Below are 13,204 nucleotides of genomic sequence, written 5' to 3'. Positions count from 1 at the left end.
TGTAGGGCGAATACCGCCACAGGCGGTATCCGCCAATACCCCGGATAAGCGGCGGATAAACGCAAGTGCCTATTCGTCCCGCGACAACCACGCCATCACCGCTCGGTTCACCCACGGCGGAGACAACTGCCCAGCCCAGTACAGCGCCGTGAACAACCCGCCCACCGGCCGGTGTACCCGCCGGCTGTGCGCCTGCCGCCAGGCCGCCTCGGCGATATCCTCGGCGTCCAGTCTCAGCCCCAGGCGACGCAACACCGGCGGTCGGTAGGTCTGCCCGGCGACCATCGGCGTGCGGACGAACGGCGGCATCAGGTCGGCGACGCGAATCCCGTGGCGGCGCCATTCCAGCTCCAGCGCCTCGGTGAGCCCGCGCACGGCGAACTTCGAAGCCGAGTAGACGGCCATCTCCGGTACGCCATAAAGCCCCGATGCCGAGCCCATGTTGAGTACCTGCGCCTGCGGCGTCGCGCGCAGGAACGGAAAGGCCGCGTGACAGCAGTTGAGGACGCCTTGCAGGTTGATCGCCAGCAACCGCGCGTGGTCCTCCAGGGCGACCTCTTCGAAGCGGCCGAAACGCAGGATGCCGGCGCAGTTGAACAGCAGGCGCAGGCGGCCATCGGCACAGAACTGCGCAAGCGCCTCGCCGACCGCGTCGGGCTCGCTGACGTCCACGGCACGCTGCCAGGCGCCCGGCAGTTGCGCGGCCAAGCCGCGCAACGCCTCGGCATCGATGTCCAGCAAACCGACCCGCCAGCCCCGGCGGTGGAACAGTCGCGCGCTGGCGGCGCCGATCCCGGAGGCGGCACCGCTGATCAGGATGTTCTGCACTGGCCGCCCTCCGCGCTGCATTCGACGACGAACGCCGCCGCCTCGTCCAACGCCCGGTCGGCGCTGGCCAGCACACCGGCATGGGCCTGGAACACGTGCCAGCAACCGGCGTAGCGCTGCAATCGCACCGCGACGCCCTGCTCGCCGGCCCGTTGCGCCAGGCGCAGGCTGTCGTCGCGCAGCAGTTCGTCCTCGCCGACCTGTACCAGCAGCGGCGGCAGCCCCGCCAGGTCGGCATGCAGCGGCGACAGGGCGGCCGAGCCTGGCTCCGCGTCGGCCGGCAGCAGCAGGCGCACCGCGCTTTCCAGCCAGGCCCTCGACAGCAGCGGGTCGCCGGCCTCCGGCGTGTGCAGGCGCTGGCAGCTGAGGTCGGTCCAGGGCGAGAACAGCAGCAACCCGGCCGGCAACGGCAAGCCGCGCGCCTTCAGCTCCAGGGCCAGGGACAGCGCCAGGTGGCCGCCCGCCGAGTCGCCGGCGAGCAGCAGCTGGCGCGGCGAATGGCCGGCCTCCAGCAATGCCAGGTAGACCGCCAGGGCGTCGTCGCGGGCGGCGGGGAACGGATGTTCCGGGGCACGTCGGTAGTCCACTGCGCAAACCTCGGCGGCGCAGCGCCGGGCCAGGTGCGTGGTGATCGCCCGGTGGGTCGCCGGCGAGCCGATCAGGTAGGCGCCGCCGTGCAGGTAGAGCACCCGGCGCCGCGCCTCCACCCCGCGCGGCCGCAACCACTCGCAGGGCACGCCGGCGAGGCTGCGGCGCTCGCGAACGACGCCGCCGGCGCCCAGCGTCGCCAGGCTCAGCCCGCGCAGCACGCCGCGTTGCAGCGCCACTGGCATGGGCGGACGGACCAGCCCGCGGAACAACAGGCGCAGGCAGCCGCGCAGGAGACCGGCGCGCAGGCGTTGCGGCGGCGACATCAGGGGCGCTTCAGCGGGCCAGGTCATAGTCGGCAAGCTCCGGCCGGCGCGTACGCCAGCGATAGACGAAGGTGTAGCCCGGCCAGTTGTTGGTGTTCTTGCCGGCGGCAGTCTTGTACCAGCTGTCGCAGCCACGCTCCCAGACGGTATGGCGCAACCCCTGTTGCACCTCCAGGTTGAAGCGCCGCTGGACCTCGGGCTTCACGTCGAGGTAGCGCAAGCCCTGCGCCTGGAGCTGGCGCAGGCAGCCGAGCACGTAGGGGAACTGGCTTTCCAGCATGTAGACGATGGAGTTGTGACCGAGGTTGGTGTTCGGCCCGTAAAGGATGAACAGGTTGGGGAAGCCGCTGACGCTGATGCCCTTGTAGGCTTCCGCGCCATCCGCCCAGGCCTGCCGCAGGTCGCGTCCGTCGAGGCCGAGGATGCGCATCGGGGCGAGGAACTCGGTGGCGGCGAAGCCGGTACCGAAGATGATCGCGTCGACCTCGTGCCGGCGGCCGTCACGGCCAACCACGGCGTCTTCGGTGACTTCGCGAATGCCCGTGTCGACCAGTTCGACATTGCTCCTGGCCAGCGCCGGGTAATAGTCGTTGCTGATCAGGATGCGCTTGCAACCCAGAGGGTAGTCGGGAACCAGCCGCGCGCGCAGTTGCGGATCGGCGATCTGCCGGTGCAGGTGACGATGGAAGCTCAGCCGCATCACCTTCATCAGCGCCGGGAAGGTCGCGAAGGCGAGCATCCGCGATTCGTGGTGCAGGTACTTGAGCCCCCGATCCAGACGTTGCAGCCACGGCCAGCGCGCCTTCAGGCGGCGTTCCCAGTCGGCGTAGGCGCGGTCCGGCTTGGCGATCACGTAGGGCGCGCTGCGCTGGAACAGCGACAGGCGTTGCACCTGCGGGGCGATCCGCGGGACGAACTGGATGGCGCTGGCTCCGGTGCCGATCACCGCGACCCGCTTGCCGGCCAGCTCGACCTCGGCGTCCCAGTTCGCCGAGTGGAACGCCGGACCCTGGAAGCGCTCCAGGCCGGGCAGGCGCGGCAGCAGCGGCCGGCTCAACTGGCCGGTGGCGCAGACCAGGGCCCGTGCGCGCAGCGTCTGGCCGTCGGCGCAGCGCACCTGCCATTCGCCGCTGCCGGCGTCGAAGCGGGCCTCCTCCACCTCGCAGTGGAAACGGATCTTCCCGCGCAGACGGTACTTGTCCGCGCAATGCCGCAGGTAGTCGAGGATTTCCGCCTGCGGGGCGAACTTGCGCGACCAGTCGGCCTTCGGCTCGAAGGAAAACGAATAAAGATGCGAGGGGACGTCGCAGGCGGCGCCCGGGTAGCGGTTTTCCCGCCAGCAACCGCCGACGTCGGCGGCCTTTTCCAGGACCAGGTAATCGTCGATGCCTGCCTGTCGCAGGCGGATCGCCAGGCCGAGACCGGCGAAGCCGGCGCCGACCACCAGCACCCGCAAGGGGGCTTCAGGGCGGGACTCGTTGTGCATTGTTGTGCTCCCGTTTGTTGCTTGCCACGCCGTCCGGCGCGATTCCGCCCAGCGGCGGATGGCAGCATCCTAGTTCGCCGGGGCGACTGGCGTTATGGCCGGGCCGGACATAAAGTTGTGATTTTCGGTCAACCTCGGACGCCACCATGCCCACTCCGCCCTGGTCTCCCCGCCGCAGCGCCATCAGCGCGCACCTGCTGATCCAGTTCGGCATCGACCGCGGCCTCGGCCTGGAGCAGTGCCTGGCAGGTAGCGGCCTGGATATCCGCCTGCTCGGCGATCCCTCCGGGGAAATCGACGCGGCCCAGGAACTGAGCGTCGTGCGCAACCTGGTCCGGCACCTGGGCGACGCCTGCGCACCGGGCCTGGCGGCAGGCCTGCGCTATCACCTCAACGCCTACGGCATCTGGGGCTTCGCCCTGCTCAGCAGCCCGACCTTCCTCAGCGCCGCGCAACTGGGCCTGCGCTACCTCGACCTGACCTTCGCCTTCCATGGCATCCGCCTGGAGGTACACGACGACGAAGCGCACCTGGTGCTCGACGACGCCGGCATTCCCGAGGACCTGCGGATTTTCCTCCTCGAACGCGACGCCGGTGGCGTGCTGCGCATCCAGCGCGACCTCACCGGGCAGCGCCTGCCGATCCTCCGCGCCGGCTTCCGCCGCCCACCGCCCGCCGATCCCGCGCCCTACGTGCGCGAGCTGGGCCTGTGCCCGGCGTTCGGCCAGGCGGACAACCGGGTGGTCTTCGAACGGCGCTTCCTCGACCTCCCGCTGCCCGGCGCCAATCCAGAGGTGGCGCGAGCCTGCGAGGAACAGTGCCGCGCCCTGCTCGCCCGCCGCCAGGTGCGCGGCGGTCTGGCCGGACGCATCCGCGACCGCTTGCTGAGGACGCCCGGCCACTTGCCGGACATGCAGACCCTGGCCATGGAACTGCACCTCACCGTGCGTACCCTGCGTCGCCGCCTGGACGACGAGGGCAGCAGCTACCGCCTGTTGCTCGACGAGGTGCGCCAGGCCCTCGCCGAAGAGCTGCTGGCCACCGGCGCGATTCGCCTGGAGGAGATCGCCGAGCGCCTCGGCTACGGCGAGGTATCCAACTTCATCCACGCCTTCAGGCGCTGGAAAGGCATGACGCCGCGCCAGTATCGCCAGCGGCGACGACTCGACGCGATGCCCTGAGCCGCTCCGGGCTTATTCCACGAAGGCAGGACGCCAGCGCTCGATGTTCGTTTCGCCGCCGCCTGCCAGCGGCTAGATTGGCCGTTCACGCGCGGCATCCGGCGGCGCGGCAGCGGAGGCATCTCCGCTGGCAACGGGAGAACGACACATGGGTTGCCAGCAACACGCATGGCCGGCGCACGCGCCTGAGCGGGTCGAGGCCGAGGTCAACTATATCCGCGACAGCGGCGAGCGACCCGTCGCCTACACCTATCCGGCCCCCGCCGGGACGCCGCAGCGCAGCGCGCTGTTGCAGCCGACCCGGGTGGCGATCCGCAATGCGCGTCTGCTGGCGCAACCGGCCAGCCTGGAGCGCGAGGGTTTCCAACTGGTGCGCGAGGCGAGCGCGGTGGGCGATTTCGAGGATGAAGCCCAGGTTCGTGAACGCTACTACCCGGAAAGCATCGCCCTGCTCCGCCGCCTGACCGGCGCCGCCGAGGCGGTGATCTTCGACCACACGCTGCGCGTCGACCAAGCCGGGCGCGAAGAACGCGGCCTGCGCGAACCGGTGCGCTACGTGCACAACGACCAGACCCTGCGCTCGGCGCCGCGCCGGGTCCGCGACCACCTGCCGGCGGAACGCGCCGAACGGCGCCTGGCCGGACGCTTCCAGATCGTCAACCTGTGGCGTCCGTTCGGCCACCCGGCGCAGCGCGCGCCGCTGGCGTTGCTGGACGCCCGCAGCCTGGCGTTCGACGACCTGGTGGCCAGTGACCTGGTGTACCGCGACAAGGTGGGCGAAACCTACTCGGTCAAGCCCAACCCGGAGCACCGCTGGTACTACTACCCGCACCTGCTGCCGGAGGAAGCGCTGCTGCTGAAGATCTACGATTCGCGGGAGGACGCGCAGGCCCGCCTCGGCGCGCACACCGCCTTCGACGATCCCTGCACCCCGGCCGATGCGCCGCCGCGGCAGAGTATCGAACTGCGTTGCCTGCTGTTCTTCGACGAATGAGTCAGGCGGGGCGCAGGCTGATCCAGTAGTCGCTGTAGCGCAGCACGCGGATCGGCAGGCTGCGCCCGAGCATGTCCAGGGACGTGTGCATGTCGTCCAGCGGGAACAGACCGCTGACGCGGTTGCCGGCGATCTCCGCGTCGAGCTGGAGGATGCCTGGCAGATAGGGCCGGAAGGCCTCCGCGACCCAGGCCAGGGAACGGTCGTGGACCTCCAGCCAGCCGCTGGCCCAGGCATCCTCTCCGGCCTGCATCGGGCCCTGTTCGAGCAGGCCGCCGGCGTCGAACAGCAGGCTGCGTCGTGCCGCCACCGCCAGCTGGCGTCCCTCGCCGGTGGTCAGCCGCGCGCTGCCGCGCAGGGTCACCAGGCGGATCGCCCCGCGCTCCTCGGCAAGCAGCAGGCTGCCGCTGGCGCAGTCCACCCGTCCGGCGGCGCAGTCGAGAGCGAAGGCGCCGCGCGGGTCCTCCTTCACTTCCAGGCGCAACGCGCCGCGCCGCAGCTCCAGGCGTCGCTGGGCGCCGTCGAGCAGCGGTCGCGCCTTGCTCCGCGCGTTCAGGCGCAGGCGGCTGCCGTCGGCCAGCAACCAGTCGCGGCGCTCGCCGGTGCCGGTCGCCAGTTCGCCGGGCAGGCCCATGCCGGCCTGGACCCAGCGCTCCAGGCCGGCTCCGCCGGCGAGCAGGACGAACAGCCCGAGGGCGCCGCCGACGAAGCGCCGGCGGCTCGACGGCTGCTCCAGGGCGCGCAGCACGGTAGCGCTCGGCTGGCCGCGCCAGGGCGAGTCCTGTAGCGGCGCGAGGCTGCCAAGCAGTTGCCGGAACACCTCGGCATGCTCGCTCGACAGCGCCTTCCAGCGTTCCAGGGCATCGCCCTCGGCGGCGCTGAAGTCGCCGGATTGCAGGCGCACCATCCATTCGATGGCCTCCTCGACGATGCGTTGCCGTTCCGGCTTCTCGCTCATTCCTGGAATCCCCGGTAGCAGCAGTGCAAGGCATCCTTCATCAACTGGTGGATGCGCCCCAGGGACAATCCGAGGCGTTCGCCGATCTGCACGTAGGTCAGGCCTTCCAGCTGGCTCATCAGGAACACCGCGCGGGCCTGCCCGGACAGGCCGTCGAGCAGGCGGTCGATGGCTTGCAGGCTCTCGATCAGCATCCACTGTTCGTGGGGCGACGGCTGCACCGCCTCCGGCGCCTCGGCGAGAATCTGCAGGTAGGCGCGCTCCAGGTCCTTGCGCCGCCAGCTCTCGTACATCAGGCGTTGCGCGATGGTCGCGAGGAACGCCCGCGGCGAGCGGATCGACGCCGGGTCGGGGAGCATCCAGACCTGCAGGAAGGCTTCGGCGGCGAGGTCTTCGGCGCTGTGGCTACAGCCGGTCTGGTAGGACAGTTTCTTGCACAGCCAGTCGTAGTTCTGCTGGAACAACTGGGCGATCAGGGTGTTCTTGATGGAGCCTTGGCTATCCATGGTAAGCGTTCGCTGCTGGCAGGCCACGCCACGGATAGCGGTAGTGAGCCTGGAGGTTGAGGAACGGCGCCCGGGGCTGTTCCCGTGGCGCGCGGTAGGGAATCAATCGAGGCGCTCCCGGCAGTCCGCCGAGCCCGCCGCCGGCCGCTGCGCGGACAGCCAGCCGCAGGCGGCGGCGCCGAGGATCAGCGCGGCGCCCCACCAGGGGAGCGCGCGCACCGCCACCTGGTCCACCAGGATCGCGCCGATGAAGGCGCCCAGGGCCACGCCGAGCTGGATCGCGCTGGTGTTGAGGCTGATCTGGATCGCCGCGGTGTCCGGGCTGAGTTCCACCAGGTATTTCTGGATCGCCGGCCCCGGCGCCATGTTGAACACGCACCAGAACACCACCGCGCCCAGCAGCAGCGGCAGGCCGCCGGTGGCGAACGGCAGCAGGACCAGGGCCAGTGCATGCAGGAGCAGGAAGGCGACGAAGGTGGCCGGCCCCGGCCAGCGGTCGGCGGCACGTCCGCCGAGCAGCGCGCCGAGGATGCCGCCGCCCCCGTAGACCAGCAGGACCAGGCTGATGGTCGGTTTGTCGAGGGCCATGCTGCCGACCAGGAACGGCACGATGTAGGTGTAGACGGTGAACTGGCCGGTCATCTGCAACAGCGATGCCAGGTGGGCGAACGGCACCCGGCCCCGGGCCAGCGCCCGCAGTTGCTCCGCCGGGGCGATGCCGGGCGCGCCGGGTATGGCCGGCAGCAGGCGCAGGAGCAGCGGCAGGCCGAGCAACGCGACCCCGGCGAGCAGCAGGAACAGGCTGCGCCAACCCCAGAACTCGCCGATCAGGGTGCCCAGCGGTACGCCCAGCACCAGTGAGGCGACGATGCCGGCAAACACCAGGCCGATCGCCCGGCCGCGCCGTTCCGGTGCGACGATGGCCACCGCCAGGGTGATCGCCACCACCACAATGACCGAGGCACTGGCCGCCACCAGCAGCCGGCTCGCCAGCAACAGGGCGAAGCTCGGCGCGGCGGCGCTGGCCAGGTTGGCGCCGACGAACACCAGCAGCGCGCCGGCCAGCAGGCGGCGGCGCTCGATGCCGGCGCTGAGGTAGACCAGCAGCGGGCCGAGCAGCGCATAGACCAGCGCGTACAGGCTCATCAGCAACCCGGCCCGGCCCTGGCTGACGGCGAAACTGGCGGCCAGTTCGTCGAGCACCCCGGCCACCACCAGTTCCACCGTGCCGACCACGAAGGCCAGCCCGGCCAGCAGCCAGACGCCCACCTCCGCCCTGCTCCGTTCAGTCTCGCCCATGGCTGCGTGCCTCCCCGTCGATGGCATAGCGATAGCGCCCGAGCATGACCAGCAGCCCTGCCGCCACGCCGAACGCGCCGAGCAGGACCAGCGTCGAGCCCGCGTAGGAGCCCGCGCGGTCGTAGAAGTAACCCAGCAGCCAGGACCCCAGGCTGATGGCGATGGCGAAGGTGAAGGGCTGGATCGAGCCATAGATCACGCTGAAATGGCGCAGGCCGAAGTAGCGGCTGACGAAGTACTGGGTGGTGCCGGTCTCGCCGCCGGCGCCCAGGCCGATCAGGAACACCGCGCCCCAGAGCAGCGCCGGCGGTCCGCCGAGGAGCAGGAGCAGCAGCCCGATAGCCGCCAGCAGGGCGAACGGCAAGGCGATGCGCGGGGTGTCGTAGCGGTCCAGCAGGTAGCCCAGCGCCGGTTGCGAAACGATCATGCCGACCCACAGCGCCGCCAGCACATCGGTGGCGACCTCCCGCGACAGGCCGCGCTCCTGCAACAGCGGCACGCCATGCACCATCACGCCGGTGACGGCGAACACGCCGAGGATCAGGTTGCCGACGATCAGCCAGAAGTCCGCCGAGCGCCAGGCCTGGCCTGGCGTCGCTCCGGGCAGCGCGCCGGCTGGCGGGCGCCGCGCCTGCGGCAGGTCGCCGGGCCGCTCGCGGAACAACGCGTAGAGCAGCGGCAGCGCCAGCAGGCCTTCGAGCAGGCCATAGACGAGGAAGGTGGCACGCCAGCCGAAGGCGTCGATGCAGGCGCTGCCCAGGTACAGCGCCAGTGGCCCGCCGACGCCGAAGCCGAGTCCGAGGATGCCGTAGGCTGCGCCGCGACGACGCTCGAACCAGCCGCCGAGAATCCGCGCATAGGGAATGTTGCCCGGCGTCAGCAGGCCGAGCAGCGCGAACAGCAGGTATAGCTGCCAGCCGCTGCGCGCCAGCGCCAGGCTGGCCAGGCACAGGGCCAGCGCGGCGGTCAGCGGCAGGACCAGGGCGCGCGCGCCCCAGCGATCCACCAGCCAGCCCTTCAGCGGGCTGCTCAGGGCTACCGCCAGGCCCAGCAGGGTCACCGGCAGTGCCGACTGGCCACGGTCCCAGTCCAGGTCGGCGGCGATCGGCTCGATGAACAGCGAAAAGCTGCTGATCACCAGCCCGGTGGGGCCGAAGATCACCCCCACTACCGAGGCCAGCAGCACCCCACAACTGGCCACGCCGAACTCGCCGACGCCAGGCGCCGCCGGCGCGACGTCCTCCATGGCCTCGCGGGCGACGCCGCTCATGCGTCGCGCCTCAGACGCTCGATCAGTTGGCGGCGCAAGCGGATGTCCTCGGCGTTCTCGGTGGTGGCCTCGAGCTGGACGATCTCGATGCCGGCGCGATGAAAGGCCAGGATCTGTTCCGCCACCTCGCCGACGCTGCCCACCAGCACCCCGGCGAAGCTGCGCTGCACGGTATTCGCCACCCATTCGCGCAAGGCCTCCGGCTCCAGCCGGGCGAGCCGGTCGCGCTCGCCGTCGCGGGCGACCTGCGGCGATGCCGCCAGTTCGTCGAGGGGCCGTGCCAGAAGCAGTTCGAAAGCGGCCTGGCGGTAGTGCTCGGCGATGTCCAGGGCCGCCGCCGGACTGTCGCCGAGGATCACCTGGAAGTGCTTCCAGAACTTCAGCCGCCGGCCCTGCTCCGCCGCCTCCTCGTTCAGCCTGCGCTTGAGCTCCGCGGTCTGCGTGGGGCTGGCGAAGTGGCCGGCGTAGACGTCAGCGAAGCGCACCGCCAGGCGTTGTGCCTGCGCCGAGGAGCCGCCAACGGATAGCGGCGGGCGCGGCCGCTGGATCGGCAGGAAGCCGCTGCCGGCGTCCTCCAGCCGGTAGAACTCGCCGTGGTAGTCGAAGGGGTCGCGGCTTTCCAGGGCGCGGGTGAAGACCTCCAGGTACTCCACGGCGCGCCGGTAGCGTTCGTCCTTGTCGGCGAGGTCGCCGTCGCGGCGCACGTCGGCGTCGCTGGAGCCGATCACCAGATGTACGCCGGCGCGCCCGTTGGACAGGCCGTCGAGAGTGGCCAGGGCGCGCGCGGCAACGGTCGGCTGGGCGCTCCCCGGTCGGTGCGCGACGGTGGCGCGCAGGCGCGGCGCCGCGGCCAAAGCCCAGCCGGCGACCAGCCAGGGGTCGGGCCAGGCAGCGGAAACGGTGAACAGCGCGCCGTCGAGGCCGTCCGCCTCTTCCAGGCGGGCCTTCTGCTGGATGTCGAAGGCACTCACCGCGCGACTGCGGGTGTCCGGCAGGAAACGCGCGGCCTGGCGGGCGAAGGCACTGTCGCCGATGACCGCGGAGGCGCGCACGCCGCCGCGCAGTTCGATGCTCATGGTTCGTCCTCCTTAGAAGGTGTAGGCCGCGCCGAGGTAGTAGAAGGCGCCGTTGAAGCTGATCTGCGAGGCATAGGTGTCGTACTGGTTGAAGCCGAGGTAGGCGCTCTCGGCCGGCAGCTTGTCGGGCTTCACGTCGAACAGATTGTTGGCCCCGGCGCTCAGGGTCAGGTTGCGGCTCGCCGCATAGCGCAGGGCGACGTCGGTGATGTACTTGGGCGAGTTCTCGAAGCGGTTGAAGACCGTGGTCGAATAGGCATGCTCGCCGGTGTAGTAGTCCAGTTCGGAAACCGTCTTGCTGTAGCGCGTTTCGCGCAGGGTCAGCCCCCAGCGCCGGTAGCTCCAGTCGGCCTGCAGGCTGACCTGGCTGCGCGGCGTGGAGCTGGTGATCCAGGCCTGCTGCTGGTCGTTGAGCAGCGGCTGGCCGTTGCGCCCGCGATGATTCCTGACCAGCTTCGTGCGATTGACGTTGGCGCCCAGGCGCCAGTCGATCCGGCCCCACTCGCCGAGCCGGGTCAGGTAGCTGGCGGTGAGGTCGAGGCCGTGGGTACGGGTGTCGGCGCCGTTGGTCATGTAGTGGGTGCTGACCTGGGTCAGTCCGGCCGGGATGCTGATCCCGCCGGCGCGCAGCGCATCGATCGCCGGCTGTCCGGAATAGGTGGCACCGTCGACGATGCGGTCGCGGATCTCGATGCGATAGGTGTCGATGGCCAGGTTCAGGTCCGGCAAGGGATCGAGCACCAGGCCGAGGTTGTAGCTGATCGACTTTTCCGGCTCCAGGTCTTCGGCGCCGAGCAGCCTGGCCGCCGGCGAGTTGACCGCCAGCAGGCCGCTGGCGATGGTCGGCGAGACGCCCAGGCTGGTGTAGTTCTCCTGGGCCAGCGACGGCGCGCGGAAGCCGCTGCTGAGACTGGCCCGCGCCGACACCTCGGGGCTGAAGCGGTAGCGGCTGGCGAGCTTGCCGTTGGTGGTGCTGCCGAAGTCGCTGTAGTGCTCGTAGCGCGCCGCCGTCTCCAGTTGCCAGCGCTCGTCGAGGGCGGTGGACAGGTCGAGATAGGCGCCGAGCACGTCGCGGCTCCACTGTCCGGCGCTGGCCGGCGCCTGTCCGGGGAGCGCCTTGGAACCGCCGTTGTAGTAGGACCAGGGATCGCCGGCCTCGACCTCGTAGAGCTCGCGGCGCTGCTCCAGGCCCCAGGAGAAATTCAGCGGCGCGGGCAGCCAGGCGAGGTCGAAGTCGCGGCGCAGGTCGAGATTGTTGGTCCACTGGGTGGCCTTGTAGCGCGCCAGGTCGAAGGACCGCGGCGAATCGCCGGTCTCGCCGTAGAGGGCGAGGTTGATCGAATGGTCCATGCCGATCTCCGGGCGGTCGGCACCGTAGGTGGAACTGAGGTCCCAGTCCCAGGCGCCGAACAGCTCGCCGCCACGGGCGCCGAGGGTCAGCGAATAGTCGTCCTCGTCGCTGGTGATGCGCGGGGTGAAGCCGTTCGGATAGAGTCGCGGCGCCAGGGACGGCAACTGGTAGATCTGCGCCGAGGACACCGAGCGATGGGTATAGGTGGCGAAGCTGTACAGCTCGACGTTGTCGTCCAGCGCCACGCCGGCGTTGTAGGCCAGCGCCTGGCGGTGCAGCGAAGGGTCGCCGATGGACGGGTTGCCGTAGTGCCCGGTACGCTGGTCGATGCCGGCGCGGATGGTCCGCGCCTGTTCGCGGAACTGCGCGCTGAGGTTGAGGAAACCGCTCTCGCCGAAACGCAGGCCGCCATTCACCCCGCCGTTCTGGGTCAGGCCGTCGCCATCGCCGTAGCGACCGTTGTCGTAGGCGAGCCGGCCGCCGTGGTCGGCCGACTTGAGGATGACGTTGATCACCCCGGCGATGGCGTCCGAGCCGTACTGCGCCGAGGCGCCGTCGCGCAGCACCTCGATGCGCTCGATGGCGGCGAGCGGGATGGTGTCCAGGTCGACCCCGGTGGAGCCGCTCTGCAGCCCGCCGCTGACATTGATGTTGGCGGTCTCGTGGCGGCGCTTGCCGTTCACCAGCACCAGCACGTGGTTGGGACTCAGGCCGCGCAGCGACTGCGCGTTGGTCAGCGCCGAAGCGTTGTAGGCCTGGGCCTGGCGCGACAGCGAGGGCAGCAGGCGCACCAGGGCGTCGCGCAGGTCGCCGCTGCCACTGTCGCGCAATTGCTCGGCGCTGACCACATCGATCGGTGCCAGGCTCTCGCCGGCCTTGACATCGGCCTTGCGGGTGCCGGTGACCACCACCGTGGCCAGGGTCCCGGCGGGCTTCGCCGCCGGCAGCGCGGCATCCGGCGCCGTGGCGCGTTGCAGGCTGAGCACGCCGGCGGCGCTGCGGCTGTATTCCAGGCCGCTGCCCCGCAAGGCCCGCTGCAGCGCCTGCTCGACGCTGTAGGAGCCCTGGATCGCCGGTGCCGGCAGGCCCTCCACCAGGTGCTGGTCGAAGGCGATCGGGGTGCGACTCTGGCGGACGATGCTCAGCAGTACCTGGGCCAGTTCGCCGGCCGGGATGTCGAAGCGCTGGATCTCGGCGCGGCTGGTGGCGCGGACCTCCTCTGCCGCCGACTCGCCGGGCTGGCCAAGGCAGGCCAGGCCGACCGCGCAGAGCACGGGGACGAGTCGAAGACGTGGCGAACGCGGGTTGGGCATGGTCGGTTCATCCTTGAGCGGTTGCGGA

At 70.5% G+C, this 13,204-nt stretch carries 11 protein-coding genes; 2 read left to right on the top strand and 9 right to left on the bottom strand.

What is annotated here, in order from left to right:
* Positions 1-69: 69 nt before the first annotated feature.
* From HMPREF2581_RS17640 to HMPREF2581_RS17630, 3 genes are read right to left on the bottom strand one after another with little or no spacing between them, the layout of a single operon-like run.
* Positions 70-828 (bottom strand): SDR family oxidoreductase, encoded by a 759-nt coding sequence (locus HMPREF2581_RS17640; RefSeq protein ID WP_003088821.1) that lies wholly within the window; start codon positions 826-828, stop codon positions 70-72.
* Positions 813-1,742, bottom strand: coding sequence for an alpha/beta hydrolase (locus HMPREF2581_RS17635; protein ID WP_003139606.1), 930 nt, complete (start codon positions 1,740-1,742; stop codon positions 813-815). The genes HMPREF2581_RS17640 and HMPREF2581_RS17635 overlap by 16 nt, the downstream gene beginning before the upstream one ends.
* A 10-nt stretch (positions 1,743-1,752) precedes the next feature.
* Positions 1,753-3,228: a flavin-containing monooxygenase gene (locus HMPREF2581_RS17630; RefSeq protein ID WP_003139608.1), complete on the bottom strand. Its 1,476-nt coding sequence runs from the start codon at positions 3,226-3,228 to the stop codon at positions 1,753-1,755.
* A gap of 146 nt (positions 3,229-3,374) precedes the next feature.
* On the opposite strand from HMPREF2581_RS17630, the gene HMPREF2581_RS17625 reads away from it, so the two are divergent.
* On the top strand, positions 3,375-4,409 hold the full coding sequence (locus tag HMPREF2581_RS17625) for an AraC family transcriptional regulator (RefSeq protein ID WP_003139609.1): 1,035 nt from the start codon (positions 3,375-3,377) through the stop codon (positions 4,407-4,409).
* 148 nt (positions 4,410-4,557) lie between these two features.
* A complete protein-coding gene (locus tag HMPREF2581_RS17620) occupies positions 4,558-5,403 on the top strand; it encodes a CmcJ/NvfI family oxidoreductase (protein WP_003128627.1) in 846 nt (281 codons plus the stop codon).
* Position 5,404: 1 nt separating this feature from the next.
* On the opposite strand, the gene HMPREF2581_RS17615 is transcribed toward HMPREF2581_RS17620, so the two are convergent.
* From HMPREF2581_RS17615 to HMPREF2581_RS17590, 6 genes are all read right to left on the bottom strand, one after another.
* Positions 5,405-6,361, bottom strand: a complete 957-nt coding sequence (locus tag HMPREF2581_RS17615; protein WP_003139611.1) for a FecR family protein — start codon at positions 6,359-6,361, stop codon at positions 5,405-5,407.
* Positions 6,358-6,867, bottom strand: a complete 510-nt coding sequence (locus tag HMPREF2581_RS17610; RefSeq protein ID WP_003107976.1) for a sigma-70 family RNA polymerase sigma factor — start codon at positions 6,865-6,867, stop codon at positions 6,358-6,360. Before HMPREF2581_RS17610 ends, HMPREF2581_RS17615 begins: the two co-directional genes overlap by 4 nt.
* 102 nt (positions 6,868-6,969) lie before the next feature.
* On the bottom strand, positions 6,970-8,166 hold the full coding sequence (locus tag HMPREF2581_RS17605; protein WP_003139612.1) for an MFS transporter: 1,197 nt from the start codon (positions 8,164-8,166) through the stop codon (positions 6,970-6,972).
* Entirely contained in the window at positions 8,153-9,436 is a 1,284-nt protein-coding gene (locus HMPREF2581_RS17600; protein ID WP_003139614.1) for an MFS transporter, read from the bottom strand. The genes HMPREF2581_RS17605 and HMPREF2581_RS17600 overlap by 14 nt, the downstream gene beginning before the upstream one ends.
* Positions 9,433-10,512, bottom strand: a complete 1,080-nt coding sequence (locus HMPREF2581_RS17595; RefSeq protein WP_003139615.1) for an LLM class flavin-dependent oxidoreductase — start codon at positions 10,510-10,512, stop codon at positions 9,433-9,435. The genes HMPREF2581_RS17600 and HMPREF2581_RS17595 overlap by 4 nt, the downstream gene beginning before the upstream one ends.
* Before the next feature lie 12 nt (positions 10,513-10,524).
* Positions 10,525-13,176, bottom strand: coding sequence for a TonB-dependent receptor (locus HMPREF2581_RS17590; RefSeq protein ID WP_003139616.1), 2,652 nt, complete (start codon positions 13,174-13,176; stop codon positions 10,525-10,527).
* Between the last annotated feature and the right edge of the window lie 28 nt (positions 13,177-13,204).

It is taken from the genome of Pseudomonas sp. HMSC057H01 (assembly GCF_001836405.1).
Classification (GTDB): domain Bacteria; phylum Pseudomonadota; class Gammaproteobacteria; order Pseudomonadales; family Pseudomonadaceae; genus Pseudomonas; species Pseudomonas aeruginosa.
This window is presented reverse-complemented; position numbering and strand designations above follow the sequence as displayed.